This is a genomic window from Methylobacterium sp. CM6241 (assembly GCF_054817845.1).
The window spans coordinates 2,609,019-2,623,975 of the sequence record NZ_CM139246.1 but is presented as its reverse complement, the minus strand read 5'-3'; the positions used below and the strand labels follow the sequence as shown (position 1 = coordinate 2,623,975).

At 66.3% G+C, this 14,957-nt stretch carries 16 protein-coding genes and 2 tRNA genes; 13 read left to right on the top strand and 5 right to left on the bottom strand.

Going from position 1 to position 14,957, the window contains the following annotated elements; all coding sequences use genetic code 11:
• The first annotated feature begins 1 nt into the window (after window position 1).
• Window positions 2-256, top strand: a complete 255-nt coding sequence (locus ACYQR9_RS12180; RefSeq protein WP_207410612.1) for a hypothetical protein — start codon at window positions 2-4, stop codon at window positions 254-256.
• Between the two features lie 25 nt (window positions 257-281).
• On the opposite strand, the gene ACYQR9_RS12175 is transcribed toward ACYQR9_RS12180, so the two are convergent.
• The 4 genes from ACYQR9_RS12175 to ACYQR9_RS12160 all read right to left on the bottom strand — a co-directional run bounded on the left by ACYQR9_RS12175 (window position 282) and on the right by ACYQR9_RS12160 (window position 1,529).
• Window positions 282-797, bottom strand: a complete 516-nt coding sequence (locus ACYQR9_RS12175; protein ID WP_311274753.1) for a CAP domain-containing protein — start codon at window positions 795-797, stop codon at window positions 282-284.
• A 178-nt stretch (window positions 798-975) separates the two neighbouring features.
• Window positions 976-1,191: a hypothetical protein gene (locus ACYQR9_RS12170; protein WP_056430291.1), complete on the bottom strand. Its 216-nt coding sequence runs from the start codon at window positions 1,189-1,191 to the stop codon at window positions 976-978.
• A 127-nt stretch (window positions 1,192-1,318) separates the two neighbouring features.
• Window positions 1,319-1,395, bottom strand: a tRNA-Asp gene (locus tag ACYQR9_RS12165).
• A gap of 57 nt (window positions 1,396-1,452) precedes the next feature.
• Window positions 1,453-1,529, bottom strand: a tRNA-Asp gene (locus tag ACYQR9_RS12160).
• 318 nt (window positions 1,530-1,847) lie between these two features.
• Between ACYQR9_RS12160 and rpmI the strand changes: the two genes are divergently transcribed.
• From rpmI to ACYQR9_RS12100, 12 genes are all read left to right on the top strand, one after another.
• Entirely contained in the window at window positions 1,848-2,051 is a 204-nt protein-coding gene (gene rpmI, locus ACYQR9_RS12155) for a 50S ribosomal protein L35 (protein ID WP_018044555.1), read from the top strand.
• Window positions 2,052-2,097: 46 nt separating this feature from the next.
• Window positions 2,098-2,472, top strand: coding sequence for a 50S ribosomal protein L20 (gene rplT, locus ACYQR9_RS12150; RefSeq protein ID WP_018044556.1), 375 nt, complete (start codon window positions 2,098-2,100; stop codon window positions 2,470-2,472).
• Between the two features lie 199 nt (window positions 2,473-2,671).
• Entirely contained in the window at window positions 2,672-3,754 is a 1,083-nt protein-coding gene (gene pheS, locus ACYQR9_RS12145; protein ID WP_461226414.1) for a phenylalanine--tRNA ligase subunit alpha, read from the top strand.
• Window positions 3,755-3,771: 17 nt separating this feature from the next.
• The gene (locus ACYQR9_RS12140) at window positions 3,772-4,056 is read left to right on the top strand and encodes a hypothetical protein (RefSeq protein WP_147829579.1); all 285 of its coding nucleotides are present in this window, start codon (window positions 3,772-3,774) and stop codon (window positions 4,054-4,056) included.
• Window positions 4,057-4,059: 3 nt separating this feature from the next.
• A complete protein-coding gene (locus ACYQR9_RS12135) occupies window positions 4,060-4,530 on the top strand; it encodes a hypothetical protein (protein WP_461226412.1) in 471 nt (156 codons plus the stop codon).
• Window positions 4,527-6,950, top strand: a complete 2,424-nt coding sequence (gene pheT, locus ACYQR9_RS12130) for a phenylalanine--tRNA ligase subunit beta (RefSeq protein WP_461226410.1) — start codon at window positions 4,527-4,529, stop codon at window positions 6,948-6,950. Before ACYQR9_RS12135 ends, pheT begins: the two co-directional genes overlap by 4 nt.
• Before the next feature lie 249 nt (window positions 6,951-7,199).
• The gene (locus ACYQR9_RS12125; protein WP_461226408.1) at window positions 7,200-8,036 is read left to right on the top strand and encodes a DUF1186 domain-containing protein; all 837 of its coding nucleotides are present in this window, start codon (window positions 7,200-7,202) and stop codon (window positions 8,034-8,036) included.
• A 120-nt stretch (window positions 8,037-8,156) separates the two neighbouring features.
• On the top strand, window positions 8,157-8,735 hold the full coding sequence (locus ACYQR9_RS12120; protein WP_056430277.1) for an NADPH-dependent FMN reductase: 579 nt from the start codon (window positions 8,157-8,159) through the stop codon (window positions 8,733-8,735).
• A 299-nt stretch (window positions 8,736-9,034) separates the two neighbouring features.
• Window positions 9,035-9,361 (top strand): hypothetical protein, encoded by a 327-nt coding sequence (locus ACYQR9_RS12115; protein ID WP_311275294.1) that lies wholly within the window; start codon window positions 9,035-9,037, stop codon window positions 9,359-9,361.
• A 138-nt stretch (window positions 9,362-9,499) separates the two neighbouring features.
• Window positions 9,500-11,812: a ribonuclease R gene (gene rnr / locus ACYQR9_RS12110; protein WP_461226405.1), complete on the top strand. Its 2,313-nt coding sequence runs from the start codon at window positions 9,500-9,502 to the stop codon at window positions 11,810-11,812.
• A gap of 103 nt (window positions 11,813-11,915) precedes the next feature.
• Window positions 11,916-12,395 carry a DUF983 domain-containing protein gene (locus ACYQR9_RS12105; RefSeq protein ID WP_207410626.1) on the top strand — a complete coding sequence of 160 codons (480 nt, stop codon included), beginning with the start codon at window positions 11,916-11,918 and terminating at the stop codon, window positions 12,393-12,395.
• On the top strand, window positions 12,352-13,095 hold the full coding sequence (locus ACYQR9_RS12100) for an NUDIX hydrolase (protein ID WP_461226403.1): 744 nt from the start codon (window positions 12,352-12,354) through the stop codon (window positions 13,093-13,095). Before ACYQR9_RS12105 ends, ACYQR9_RS12100 begins: the two co-directional genes overlap by 44 nt.
• 275 nt (window positions 13,096-13,370) lie before the next feature.
• Here ACYQR9_RS12100 and ACYQR9_RS12095 read toward each other — a convergent pair whose 3' ends face one another.
• The gene (locus ACYQR9_RS12095) at window positions 13,371-14,771 is read right to left on the bottom strand and encodes a class II 3-deoxy-7-phosphoheptulonate synthase (protein WP_207410630.1); all 1,401 of its coding nucleotides are present in this window, start codon (window positions 14,769-14,771) and stop codon (window positions 13,371-13,373) included.
• Between the last annotated feature and the right edge of the window lie 186 nt (window positions 14,772-14,957).

Sequence of the window (14,957 nt, the reverse complement as noted above, 5' to 3'; positions counted from 1 at the left end):
GATGACCGCGCGCGGCTTCCCCACCCCCTGGCTCGTCGTCGAGAAGGTCGAGAGTTTCTGCGTCGAGGATGCGGACGGAGCGGCCGTCGCGTGGACATACTTCTCCGACGAGCCCGAGAAGCGAGAGGCAACCGGCCTCATGACCCGCGAGGAGGCGTTGCGGATCGCCAGGGCCATCGCGATGATCCCCGAGATGCGCACGATCATTCGCAGCATCCAGGACGGGTTGACCGAGTCGGATCAACTTACGGATTGAGCCGCGCGGCGAGGACGTATGCGCCTCAGTTTCCGGCGAGGACCAGGGCCCAGAAGCGCTTGTAGCGCGTACCCGGCGCATCGACGCGGGCGATGCCGATTCGCTTCAGCTGAGGCATCAGCATGTTCTTGTTGTGCTCGGATGAGGCTTTCCAGCGTGCCAGCACCTCGTCGAACGTATTCGAACCGGCGCTGAGGTTCTCGGCGGCGAAGGAGCGGCCGAATCCCGCCCGCGCCATGCGCGAATCGAACGTGCCACCGATCTCGTGGCTGAGCTTGCCGGCCCGGGCATTGGATTCCGCCTGGTAGGAGGCCGCCCGGATCAGGCTCGAATCCAGCACCACCGGGCCGAGCCCGTGCGACGCCCTGTAGCGGGAGATCGCGGCGGCGGCGGCACCCTCGTCGAGAATTACCGGGCTCGTGAGGTTGTCGGCATCGGGCAGGATCGTCGGCCCGCCGCAGCCGCCCACCGCCAGCAGGCTCCCCAAAAGGACGATGCCGCCCAGCCGCGACAGAATGGGTGAAAGGGGGAAAGCCATCATCGCTCGGTGCCGGTTCGCTGCGCTGCCATGTCGTCGGCTTCGCCATCCCGGTGCGATGGGGCGAAATCGCGGCGGCGGCGCGAACGGGATCGCGGCACGGGACGGTGTGTCCGATCCGCCACGCCATTGCACTCCGGCGAAGAAACTTGATCGATGCGCGAGGAGGTGCCGATTCGCGTCAGATCCGCGTACCGAGATCGCGGGGCGGCGAACCGCAGCGCCACGCGGTGATGCGGTAATCGGGATGGGTGTCGACCCATCGCGCCAGCTGCGGCTGTGCTACGCGGATGCATCCTCGCGCATCGACGACGTCGAGCGGAAGACGCTTCGATTCGCAGGTATCCGGTGCATTCGCCATGCAGGCGGTGAAGTACAGGAAGAAGAAGCCCGCCATGGTTCGGACAGCCCGTTTCGCGAGTCGCGCTCGGGCAAAGGCTAGTGCACGTATGCCCCATGTCGAGGGCATCACGCAAAGCAACCCGTTTGAAGGCTGCATCATCGGCTGCGTGAATTCTTGAGAATGGCGCGGGCGACGGGACTCGAACCCGCGACCTCCGGCGTGACAGGCCGGCACTCTAACCAACTGAGCTACGCCCGCGTATCTGGGTAGCCGGGCATTCGGATCGTCCCGCATGATGCAGGCCGATGATGGACGTGGCGCGGGCGACGGGACTCGAACCCGCGACCTCCGGCGTGACAGGCCGGCACTCTAACCAACTGAGCTACGCCCGCACGGCGTCCCGCCCCGTTTCCGGCGGTGTCGGGGGTCTAGTTTCCGCACCCCGGCCTGTCAAGCAACCGGACGCCGCATTTCCATGGAAAATCCGATGGCCGTCACTTTGACGAAGGAGCGGGGGCGAGAGGCGACGGCCCGACGAGTGGCGGTGCCATTGAAACCACGTCTCTTTTCTGTCATACGCCCCCTCGCGTTGAACCGCCCGGCCGATAGGGCTGCCGTGGCGGTTCGTGCTGCTCCATCAGAAGCATCAACCGAGCGCACGCCTTCGCCCTGTCCCAGGGTCGGAGGGCATGCGCGTTCAGGAGAGCCAAATGCCCAAGCTGAAAACCAAGTCGGGCGCGAAGAAGCGCTTCAAGATCACCGGCACCGGCAAGGTCATGTATGCCCAGGCCGGCAAGCGCCACGGAATGATCAAGCGGACGACGAAGCAGATCCGCAACCTGCGCGGTACCACCACCCTGTTCGAGGGCGATGCTGCCAACGTGAAGAAGTATTTCCTGCCCAACAGCCGGTAATCCTTCGCCGCAGCCGATACTGTTTTCGTAATCCAGGAGAGAACCCATGGCCCGCGTCAAGCGCGGCGTGACCAGTCACGCAAAGCACAAGAAAGTCCTCAAGGCCGCCCGTGGCTATTACGGCCGGCGCAAGAATACGATCCGGATCGCCAAGCAGGCGGTCGAGAAGGGCATGCAGTATGCCTACCGCGATCGTAAGAACAAGAAGCGCACGTTCCGCGCTCTCTGGATCCAGCGCCTCAACGCCGCTGTCCGCGAGCACGGCCTGACCTATTCGCGCTTCATCAACGGTCTCGCGAAGTCCGGCATCGAGGTGGACCGCAAGGCTCTGTCCGAGCTCGCCATTCACGAGCCGGCCAGCTTCGCGGTCGTCGTGGAGAAGGCCAAGGCCGCTCTTCCGGACCTCGCCAAAGCTGCCTGATTCGTGAAGGCTGCCTGAGGCGCGTTCACACGCCCTCTCATTCGTCGATGCGAAAGGCGCGGGCCGAGAGGTGCCGCGCCTTCGTCTTTTGCAAAGGATCGTCGGCAGGCGCGCTTGCATTGGCGGCGCTTACCCGCAAAACCGCTCGCGGGGGCCGCACACGATCCGAAGGCCAGATGCCAACCGGTGGTTTGAACCGATGACCGATCTCGAAACCCTCGAAGGCGATCTGCTCGGACAGGTCGGGAGCGCATCCGACGAGGCCTCCCTCGACGCCGTGCGCGTCGCGGCGCTCGGCAAGAAGGGCTCGATCTCCGACCTGCTGAAGACCCTCGGCAGCATGACGCCGGACGAGCGCAAGGAGCGCGGTCCGCTCATCAACGGTCTGCGCGACAGGGTGCAGGGCGCCATCGCCACGCGGCGCGAGGCGCTCACAGAGGCCGCCCTCGAAGCCCGCCTCGCGGCGGAGCGGATCGACGTGACCCTGCCGGTGCGTGAGGCGCCGGAAGCGCGTGGGCGCATCCATCCGATCAGCCAGGTCATGGACGAGATCACCGCGATCTTCGCCGATATGGGCTTCTCGGTGGCCGAAGGCCCGGACATCGAGACCGACGACTACAACTTCACCGCTCTCAACTTCCCGCCCGGCCATCCGGCGCGCGAGATGCACGACACGTTCTTCCTGGCGCCCGACCGCAACGGCCAGCGCAAGGTGCTGCGCACCCATACGTCGCCGGTCCAGATCCGCACCATGCGGTCCCAGGAGCCGCCGATCCGCGTGATCTGCCCCGGCCGTACCTACCGGCACGATTCCGACCAGACCCATACGCCGATGTTCCATCAGGTGGAGGGGCTGGTGATCGACAAGAGCGCCACCATCGCCAACCTGAAATGGGTGCTGGAGGAGTTCTGCCGCACCTTCTTCGAGGTCGATGCGGTGAAGATGCGCTTCCGGCCGTCCTTCTTCCCCTTCACCGAGCCGTCGGCCGAGGTCGATATCCAGTGTTCGCGCAAAGGCGGCGAGATCCGCTTCGGTGAGGGCACCGACTGGCTCGAAATCCTCGGCTGCGGCATGGTCCATCCGAACGTGCTCAGGAATTGCGGCTACGACCCGGACTTCGTCCAAGGCTTCGCCTTCGGCATGGGCATCGACCGGATCGCCATGCTGAAATACGGCACGCCCGACCTGCGCCCGTTCTTCGAGGCGGATGTGCGCTGGCTGGAGCATTACGGCTTCCGCCCGCTCGATATCCCGAGCCTGGTGGCCGGGCTGACGAGTTGATGGGCATGGAGCGATCGATGACCGATCAGGAGATTACCAGACTGGTATCCGAGGTTCTGCGCGAGCAGGTTCCCGAGGCCGGGTTCCTGGGGGCCGAGGCCGTCTCCAGTTCGGATTTCGACGGAGATCCGGTCATCAAGATCGTCGCTCGTTATCAACGTCGGCCAGATACGAAACCCGATCCGCTGCTGAATGCCAGCCACATCCTGCGGTCTGCTCTCATCAGCCGAGGAGAGGATCGCTTCATCTTGTTGAAGAACGATGTCGCCAGCGAGAAGCAGACTGAGAGCGATATAGACTGATCCATGGCGTCGATGGTCGATCTCATGTTGGATCAGGCGGAAGCTCTGGTCGAACAGAACCCCCGTAGTGGCGCAGCGAAGCGGCGGGCCGTGAGTTCGGCTTACTATGCGGCTTTCCATGCCCTCATGTGGCTCTGTGCGTCCGAGATGCTGCCCAGCGGCGATACCAGTTCCGCCGATTTCGAGCGCGTCTATCGCGGTATCGATCATGGCCCGATGAAGAATGCATTCCAGACGAATGGTCCGTTGAAGCAGACGATCGTTCTACGGGACATCGGAACCGACCTGATCCAGCTTCAGGAGGCGCGCATGATCGCGGATTATTCGCCTCCCCGGAGCAACCTGTTCGAACTTGCCGCGGTCAAGGAACATCTTGATCGGGCAAGAAGTGTCGTCTCGCGCTTAGAGGGTTTGACTGGCCCGGACCGTCAGACTCTCGCCGTTCACCTCCTCTTCCAGGCGAGAAGAAAATGAAATTCACCCTCTCCTGGCTCAAGGAGCACCTCGACACCGATTCGTCTCTGGAGAATATCTCCGAGACGCTGACGCGGATCGGCCTCGAAGTCGAAGGCATCGAGGACAAGGCGGCGGCGCTCGCGCCTTTTGTCGTCGCCCATGTGCTCACGGCCGAACAGCACCCCAATGCCGACCGTTTGCGTGTCTGCACCGTGGATGCCGGCGACGGGCAGCCCGTGCAGGTCGTCTGCGGAGCGCCGAATGCGCGCGCCGGGATGAAGACGGTGTTCGCGCCCCCCGGCACCTACGTGCCCGGTCTCGACAAGACCTTGGCGGTCGGCAACATCCGGGGCGTCGAGAGCCTCGGCATGCTGTGCTCGGGCGCCGAACTCGGCCTCGGCGAGGAGTCCAGCGGCATCCTCGATCTGCCCGAGGATGCGCCGACGGGTCAGGCCTACGCGCTCTATGCCGGGCTCGACGATCCGGTCATCGAGATCAACCTCACCCCGAACCGCCCGGACTGTACCTCGATCCACGGCATCGCCCGCGATCTTTCGGCTGCCGGCATCGGCGTCTTGAAGCGCGAGCCGATGCCGCCTGTGCGTGGCGAGGGCGAGTGCCCCGTGCCGGTCGCCCTCGATTTCGAGCCCGCGGACAAGGGATTGTGCCCGTATTTCGCCCTGCGCCTCGTGCGCGGCGTGAAGAACGCCCCCTCCCCGGACTGGATGCAGGCCCGCCTGCGTGCCATCGGCCTTCGCCCGATCAACGCTCTCGTCGACATCACCAACTACCTCACCTTCGATCGCGGACGCCCGCTCCACGTCTTCGACGCGGCCAAGGTGAAGGGCGCTCTGACGGTCCGACGCGCCCGCGACGGCGAGAGCCTGAAGGCGCTCGACGGCAAGACCTATGCGCTCGATGACGGCATCGTCGTCATCGCCGACGAGAACGGCCCCGAATCCATCGGCGGCATTATCGGCGGCGAGGCCTCCGGCTGCGACGACGCCACCGTGGACGTCATCATCGAATCCGCCCTGTGGGACCCGGTGAACATCGCCCAGAGCGGCCGGCGCCTCGGCATCATCACCGATGCCCGCTACCGCTTCGAGCGCGGCGTCGACCCCGTTTTCGCCCTGCCGGGGCTCGACCTCGCCGCCCGCATGGTCGTCGAGATCTGCGGCGGCACGGCGAGCGAGGCGGTGATCGCCGGTGACTTGCCCGAGACCGAGCGTGTCATCGATTTCCCCTGGACCGAGACCCGCCGGCTCGCCGGGATCGAACTGTCCCGCGCCGAGATGAAGGTGACGTTGGAGACCCTCGGGTTCCACGTGGCCGGTTCGGGTGACCGGGTGAAGGTTCTCACCCCGTCCTGGCGCCCGGATGTGGAAGGCAAGGCCGATCTCGTGGAGGAGATCATCCGCATCGCCGGCCTCGACCGGATCGAGCCTAAGCCGCTGACCCGTGGCGATGCCGCCATCGCCAAGGCGACGCTGACGCCCCTGCAGAAGCGCACGCGTCTTGCCAAGCGGGCGCTGGCCACGCGCGGCCTCGTGGAGGCGGTGACGTGGTCGTTCATCCCGCATGACGACGCCGTCCTGTTCGGCGGCGGCAAGGCAGATCTGGCGCTGGCCAACCCCATCGCGGCCGATCTCTCGGACATGCGCCCGAGCCTCGTTCCGGGCCTGCTACGGGCGGCCCAGCGCAACGCCGACCGCGGCTATGGCGACGTCGCCCTGTTCGAGGTCGGGCAGTGCTTCGAGACCGACCAGCCCGAAGGCCAGTCGATCCGCGCTACGGCCATTCGCCGGGGAACGGCACGCCACGATGGCGCCGGCCGCCATTGGGCGGGGGCCGCCGCCACCGTCGATGCATTCGAGGCCAAGGCCGACGCGCTGGCGCTCCTCACCGCCCTCGGCGTACCGACCGGCGGTCTCCAGCTCGTGGCGGGTGGCCCCGCTTGGCTTCATCCCGGACGCTCCGGCACGATGCAGTTCGGGCCGAAGAACCAGATCGGCTATTTCGGCGAGATCCATCCCCGGGTGATGAAAGCTCTGGACCTGAAGGGCACGCTCGTGGCCTTCGAAATCACGCTGGATACGATCCCCCTGCCGAAATACCGCCCCACCAAGGTGAAGCCTGCGCTGGCCCTCTCCGACTTCCAGGCGATCTCGCGCGACTTCGCCTTCGTCGTCGGGCGCGACGTTGCGGCGGGCGACGTGGTGAAGGCGGCGCAAGCTGCCGAGCGCAAGCTCATCGCCGGGATCGACGTCTTCGATATCTACGAGGGGACAGGCATTCCCGACGGCTCGAAATCCGTCGCCATCGCGGTGAGGCTCCAACCGGTGGAGCGGACCCTCACCGATGCGGAGATCGAGGCCGTGACGGCCAAGATCGTCGCCGAGGTCGCCCGCAAGACCGGCGCGACTTTGAGGGGTTGAAAGTTCGTTTAAGGTGTTTTTCCAAGGCCTTACCTCATCCTGAGGTGCCGCGTAGCGGCCTCGAAGGAGGGCTCCAGATATCGCACCGGCCTCTGGAGGCCTCCTTCGAGGCCCTTTGCCGAGGCAAAGGGCACCTCAGGATGAGGTTGTCTGCTTGGATGATCTAATCGAGCATGAGCAGCCACCGAGAAATCCGATCGGACAGGCTTTGAAACGGCCCTCGGAACTCCAGACAAGGAAGCCGATCACATGGCGAACCGGGAACTGATCGACGTCTTGTCGGCCGCCAAGCATCTGCCGAAGGCGGCGATGCTTCAGGCCCTGGCGAGCCCCGCCGACATCGCCGAACCGGTCCTCGCCGTTCTCGCTTTGGCGGCAGACGGCAAGGAGCTCGACGAGGCGCAGGGCAACCTGCTGTTCTGGGGAATACACATCCTGGCGGCGGTCGGCGAGACGCGGGCCTTCGCTCCGCTTCTCACCATCCTGCGGCGCGAGGATTCCGACGGGCTCGACGCCCTCCTCGGCGATGCGCTGACCACCACCATGGCGAAGGTGCTCACCAGCCTGTTCGACGGCGATGTCGCGCCGATGCATGCGCTGCTGCTCGATTCGACAGTGGATGGCTTTGCCCGCAACGAGGTCTTCGCCGCCCTCGCCTACCTGACCCAGACCGGACGGATCGACCGGACCCAGACCCACGATCTCCTCGTCCGCTTCGACGACAAGCGCGCCGCCGTGGAGGGCGACGTCGCCTGGGTCGGCTGGGAGGAGACCATCGCGCTCCTCGGCTACGCGGATCTCGCCCTGCGGAGCACGGCCGCCAGGGCCGACGGCCGCCTGAGCGACGAATTCAGCGATGCGGGGTGGTTTCATACCACCCTTCGCCGGGCGACCGCGAAGCCCAACGACATGCAGCGGTTCGACGGACAGCACTACGGCACGTTCGACGACCCGATCGGGGCCTTGGCCTGGACCGCCGAGGGGGCGGGCCTTCCAATCCGCAATCCGGTGAAGATCGGCCGCAACGATCCTTGCCCGTGCGGAAGCGGGAAGAAGTACAAGAAGTGCTGCCTCAACGCGGCCTGACGAAGGGCGAGGATCGGCCCTGACCGTAAAGGTCCGGCGTGTTCGGTCGCGAGGACGCGACAGCCTTCATCTGCGGCGTTACGATGAACTCACCGCGTTCATCTTCGCCGGAGCAGTGCCATGTCCCTCGTGATCCCCGTCATCCTCGGTTCCGTCCGCAGCGAACGCCAGGGCTTGCGCGCGGCGCGCTTCCTCGTGGCGCGCCTGCGGGAACGCGGCATCGAGGCTCCGCTGGTGGACCCGGCGGAGTTGAAGCTGCCGCTCCTCGACAAGATGTACAAGGAATATCCCAAGGGCGAGGCGCCTCCGGTGCTCGAGGACCTCGCCACGCTCTACCGCCGGTCGGATGCGTTCGTGGTGGTCTCGGCCGAGTACAACCATTCGATCCCGCCGGCCCTCTCGAACACGCTGGATCACTTCCTCGAAGAGTATTTCTGGCGGCCCTCGGCCATCGTCTGTTACTCGGCCGGCCAATATGGCGGCGTCCGCGCGGCGATGCAGCTCCGGGCGATGATGGCCGAGCTCGGCGCACCGAGCATCGCGTCGCTGCTGCCGATCCCTCGCATCCACAAGGTGCTCGACGAAGAGGGCGTGCCGCAGGAGGAATGGCTGGGCAAGGCCGCCAAGCGGTTCCTCGACGAGCTGGTCTGGCACGCCGAGGCCCTCAAGGCGCAGCGCGCCAAGGGCACGCCCTACTGACTGGGGTCTGTTCGATCGCATGTCTCGGCGGATGCTCATGCCAGGGTCGATCATCCCAGCAGACCGCTTCATCCCGAGGTGCCCGCGTCAGCGGGCTTTGAGGGAGCCCTCCAGTTGGCGCGCGATTTCTGAAAGCCTCCTTCGAGGCCGCTACGCCGCACCTCAGGATGAGGTGGAGCGTTGGAAAAGCGACTCAAACAGGCTCTGAGGGTGGTGCTCCGTGCCGGAAACCCGCCGATGCGCGGCCCGGCGCGGCTCTTGCGCGTTGACCCTCCATGATGCCGGAGGCCGCAGCAAAGATGACGATTCTTCAGACCCTTCTCGCCGACCTCGTGAAGGCGGCGCTGATCTCCGACGACGCGGCGAGTCTTCGCTGGCGTGACGAGGCGAGGCGCGCCCATGCCGTGCTCGCCTCGGACCCGTCGGCGGTGGCGGGGTTGAAGATCGACGGGATCTGGACTTTGGCCGTCCGCGAGGCGGAGGCCCCCGATTTTCGTGCCTCGGAGACCCGGGTCTCGTTCACGCTGCCGGTCGCCTGCCCGTTCAGCCTCGCCGACATCACCGATCCGGGTTTCGACATCGATGCCGGCGTGGAGCGGATCGTCGGTTCCGCGTCCACCGGTTGATGAACAACGGAAGAACATTGCCCCCGGCCTCGCGCGGTCCCATGTTAACGGATGTGGAAAGGCCCGAGCCTGAGGCCTTTCGACCTCTCGCCGCCAAGACATGAGCGGCGCGTTATACGAGTTCGAGCCCAGAGACATTTGGCCAGACGCATCAATCCCAACCCCGGGCAGAGCGCCCTTCCCTCCCGCGAGCAGATTCTCGCCTTCATCGCGCAGGCGACCGAGAAGGTCGGCAAGCGCGAGATCGCCGCGGCGTTCAATATCAAGGGGGCCGATCGCATCGGCTTGAAGCGCATCCTCAAGGAGATCGAGGAGGAAGGGGAGATCGAGCGCGGGCGCGCCGGACTGGTGCCGCCCGGCCGGCTGCCGCCGGTGACGCTGGCCGATATCAAGTCGCGGGATCGCGATGGCGATTTCTTCGCCGTTCCGGTGGAATGGGACCATGCGAAGGGCCCCCCGCCGAAGATCCTGGTCTCCTCACCCCGCAGCGGCAAGAAGCCGGGCCGCGCAGCCCCCGGTATCGGGGACCGCGCCCTTCTGCGCGTCGAATTGATTCCCGGCGAGACCGGGCGATATTCCGGCCGTGTCATCAAGGTGATCGGCAAGAACAAGGCGGAGGTGCTCGGCGTCTACCGCTCCGGCCCCGATGGCGGCCGCATCGTGCCTGTTGAAAAGCGGGCGCAGGGCCGCGAGATCGCGATTTCGGCCGGCGAGGAAGGCGAGGCGCGGGACGGCGACCTCGTCAGCGTCAGCCTCGTCAGCGAGAGCCGGTTCGGCCTGCCGCGAGGGCGCGTCACCGAGCGCCTCGGGTCGCTCGGCTCGGAGCGTGCCGTGAGCCTGATCGCGCTGCATCTCCACCACATCCCCCACGTCTTCGCCGCCGACACTCTGGCCGAGGCCGACGCGGTGGAGCCGGTGGGGATGAAGGGCCGTGAGGATTGGCGCGCCGAGCCTCTCCTGACCATCGACCCCCCCGACGCAAAGGACCATGACGACGCCGTGATGGCGGTGCCGGACCCGGACGAGGCCAATCAGGGCGGCTTCGTCGTCACCGTCGCCATCGCCGATGTGGCCGCCTATGTCCGTCCCGGCTCCGCCCTCGACCGCGAGGCGCTGTTGCGCGGCAACTCGGTCTATTTCCCGGACCGCGTCGTGCCAATGCTGCCGGAGCGCATCTCCAACGACCTCTGCTCGCTGAGGGAGAAGGAGGATCGGCCGGCCATCGCGGTGCGCATGGTGATCGGCCCCGACGGGGTGAAGAAACGCCACAGCTTCCACCGGGTGATGATGCGCTCGCGCGCCAAGCTGTCCTACGCCCAGGCGCAGGCGGCCATCGACGGCTTCACCGACGAGACGACCGCGCCGCTGCTGGAACCGATCCTGCGCCCGCTCTGGGCCGCCTACGCGGCCCTGACGGCGGCGCGCGAGGCACGCGGCCCCCTCGCCCTCGACCTGCCGGAGCGGAAGGTGCTGCTGACGCCGGACGGGGCCGTGGACCGGGTGGTGGTGCCGGCCCGCCTCGACGCGCACCGGCTCATCGAGGAGTTCATGATCCAGGCCAACGTGGCCGCCGCCGAGACCCTGGAACAGGCCAAGCAGCCGCTGATCTACCGCGTCCATGACGAGCCGGCCCTGGAGAAGATGCGCGCGCTCGGCGAGGTTCTGGCCTCCATCGGCATCAAGATCCCCAAAGAAGGTGCCCTGCGCCCTGCCCTGTTCAACCGCATCCTCGGCTCCGTGGCCGAGACCGAGCACGCGATCTTCATCAACGAGGTCGTGCTGCGCTCGCAGGCTCAGGCCGTCTATGCCGCGCAGAATCTCGGGCATTTCGGCCTGAATCTCAGGCGCTACGCCCATTTCACCTCGCCGATCCGGCGCTATGCCGATCTCATCGTCCACCGGGCGCTGATCGCCGCCTGCCGCCTCGGCCCGGACGGCCTGTCCTCCGACGTGACGGTGGGCGCTCTCGACCAGATCGGCGAGCAGATCTCGGCCGCCGAGCGTCGCGCCATGGCGGCCGAGCGCGAGACCATCGATCGGCTCATCGCGCATCATCTCGCCGACAGGGTCGGTGCCACCTTCACCGGCCAGATCTCGGGCGTCACCCGCGCCGGGCTCTTCATCAAGCTCGACGAGACCGGTGCCGACGGCTTCGTGCCGATCTCCACCATCGGCAACGATTTCTACCATCACGACGAGGCGCGCCATGCCCTGGTCGGGTCGCGCAGCGGCGAGACCCATCGCCTCGGCGACCGGGTGGAGGTGAGGCTGGTGGAGGCGGCGGCCGTGGCCGGAGCGCTGCGCTTCGAGTTGCTCTCCGAAGGCCAGACGAGGCCTGGGGCCGGGGGGACGAGATCTCCGCGCTCGCCGAGCTTCCACAAGGCCGGCCCGCCCGGCAGGCCAGCCGGCATCCGCAACACCGGGTCGCGCCACCGCGGGTCGCGCCGCTAGGGCGGCTGGTGTAGGATCGGGCCTCGTCGGAACTGGTCTTCCCAGCCACAACCTCGGCGATGAGGTCGCGGCGTTGGACATCCGAAGCGGAAGGTAGATCGCCATGACCGAGAGCGTCGAGACCCTGCCCGGAGAGCGTGTCGGCCTCGTCAAGTCGATGGCGCGCGGCTTCCTGTGCCGCTGCCCGCATTGCGGCGAGGGTAAGCTCTTCGGCAAGTTCTTGAAGGTGCGCCCGGCCTGCGACGCGTGCGGACTCGAATTCCACCACCACCGCGCCGACGACCTTCCGCCCTACGTGGTGATCTTCATCATCGGCCATATCGTCGGTTATTTCATTCTCGAACTCGAGACGAATTACGACGTACCGTTGTGGTTTCAGCTCTCGTTCTGGCCGATCGTGACCCTCGGATCGGCGCTTGCCCTGCTGCAGCCGGTGAAGGGCGCGGTGGTCGGATTGCAGTACGCCCTTGGCATGGGAGGCTTTGCCACGCTACCGACGGGGACAAGCGTGGCAATTGCGCGATCCGAGGAGGTTCAGCTTGGACCAAGCGACAATCCTACCCCCGGCCTCGGCCGCCTCTGAGCCTCGACGGCGCCCGGCCACCCTACGGCCGCGCAACGCGGCCACCCTCATCATCATCGACCGCACGGCGCGCCAGCCCAAATTCCTGATGGGCAAGCGCCATGACGGCCTCGCCTTCATGCCCGGCAAGTTCGTCTTCCCCGGCGGCAGGATCGAGCCCGGAGACCGCCGCATGAGCGTGGCCGGTGCTCTCTCGACGCGCGCGGAGGATGCCCTGGCCAAGCGCGTACCGCGCGCCTCGCATTCTCTCGGGCGGGCGCTCGCTTTGGCGGCGATCCGCGAGACCTCCGAGGAGACCGGACTTTTCCTGGGCACCAAGGAATACGGACCGCCCGACACCGCGCCGGAGGGAAGCTGGTCGGCCTTCAAGGAGTTCGGAATCCTGCCGGACCTCGAATCGCTTCACCTGGTGGCGCGCGCGATTACGCCCCCCGGCCGACCGCGCCGGTTCGACACCCGCTTCTTCACCATCGACCGGAAAGCCGTGGCGGCGGAGCAGCCGGGGATCGTCACGCCGACATCCGAACTAGTGGAGCTCGCCTGGGTGAGTTTCGCCGAAGCGCGCAACCTCGACCTGCCGCGGATCACCCGCGTCGTCCTCGACGAATTGGAACTGCAGATCGCCGGCGGGTTCGCGCCTTACCTGCCGATCCCGTTCTTCTACGAGCGCAGCGGCAAGCATGTCAGGGAGGTTCTGTAGGCGCCTGCAGGAACCGTATCCGCTCACATTCCGTTGATCGAACGATGATGTAGCTGGAGTATGACGATGCTGAAAGGCGGATTGTTGTGGTTGATCGGTATCCCATTGCCGATCATTTTGCTGATCTACTTCTTCACGTCCTGGCTGCACTGAGCGGAACTGAAACAGGACGTGCCGCCGAGGCCGATGAGCCGGCTCATCGGTGGGCATGACATGAAAAAGCCCTCTCCCCCGACCGGGGAGAGGGCTTTTTCGTTAGTAGATACGAGCGCCAGCTACTCGGCGGCGTCGAGGCGCGGGCGGACGATCTCGGCGCGTTCGCGCTTCACCAGTTCGGCCGTGAGGAACGCGACTTCCAGCGCCTGCTCCGCATTGAGGCGGGGATCGCAATAGGTGTGGTAGCGATCCTGCAGGTCGTCCGCCGTCAGCGCGCGGGCGCCGCCGGTGCATTCCGTGACGTTCTTGCCGGTCATCTCGAGATGGATGCCGCCGGCGATGGTCTGCTCCGCCCGGTGGACGCCGAAGAAGCCTTCGATCTCCGTCATCACCCGCTCGAACGGACGCGTCTTGTAACGTCCGGCCGCGATGGTGTTGCCGTGCATCGGATCGCAGACCCACACGACCTTGCGGCCCTCACGCTCCACCGTGCGGATCAGCCCGGGCAGATGCTCGCCGACCTTGTCCGCGCCGAAGCGGCAGATCAGGGTCAGGCGGCCGGCTTCGTTCTCCGGGTTGAGCTGGTCGATCAGCTTGATCAGCCCTTCCGACGTCATCGACGGCCCGCATTTCAGCCCGATCGGGTTCTTGATCCCGCGCGCATACTCGATATGCGCGTGGTCGGCCTGGCGGGTACGGTCGCCGACCCAGAGCATGTGGCCCGACGTGGCGTACCAGTCGCCGCTGGTGGAATCGACGCGGGTCAGCGCCTCTTCATAGCCCAGCAGCAGCGCCTCGTGGCTCGTGAAGAAATCCGTGGTGCGGACCTCCTGGTGCGTCTCGGGGTTGATGCCGATGGCGCGCATGAAGTCGAGGGCGTCGCTCATCCGCTCCGCCACGTCCTGGTAGCGTGAGGATTGCGGGCTGTCCTTGACGAAGCCGAGCATCCAGCGATGCGCGTTCTCGAGATTGGCGTAGCCGCCGGTGGCGAAGGCGCGCAGCAGGTTGAGCGTCGCCGCCGACTGGCGGTACGCCTCCAACTGCCGGCGCGGATCGGGGATGCGCGCCTCCTCCGTGAAGGTGATGCCGTTGACGATGTCGCCCCGGTAGCTCGGCAGGCTCACGCCATCCATCGTCTCGGTGGGCGAGGAGCGCGGCTTGGCGAACTGTCCGGCGATGCGCCCGACCTTCACGACGGGCGAGCCGCCCGCGAAGGTGAGCACCAGCGCCATCTGCAGGAAGACGCGGAAGAAATCGCGGATGTTGTCGGCCGAATGCTCGTCGAAGCTCTCGGCGCAATCGCCGCCCTGCAGCAGGAAGGCTTCGCCGGTGGAGACGCGGGCGAGCGCCGATTTCAGCTTGCGCGCCTCACCTGCAAAAACGAGGGGCGGAAAGCTGGCGAGCTGGGTCTCGACCGTCTGGAGCGCAGCGGCATCCGGATAGGCCGGTACCTGCTGGATCGGCAGGTTGCGCCAGGATGTCGGCGTCCAACCGCTCTTCGATGTCCAACGCTCGCCCATGATGATCTCCCGTCCACCTCTCGGCCGGCTTCACGAAAGGGGAATCCCTCGCGAAGAGCGGGGCTTATAGAGCGGTTCTCGTAGAGAAGCGAGGGATACGCACCGGCCGGTTCCGCCGGTCGCGAGAATGTCCCGCCCGATAAGGCCAAGGTCGACCCAGGAGATGGAGATTGGCCGTCGTCGACT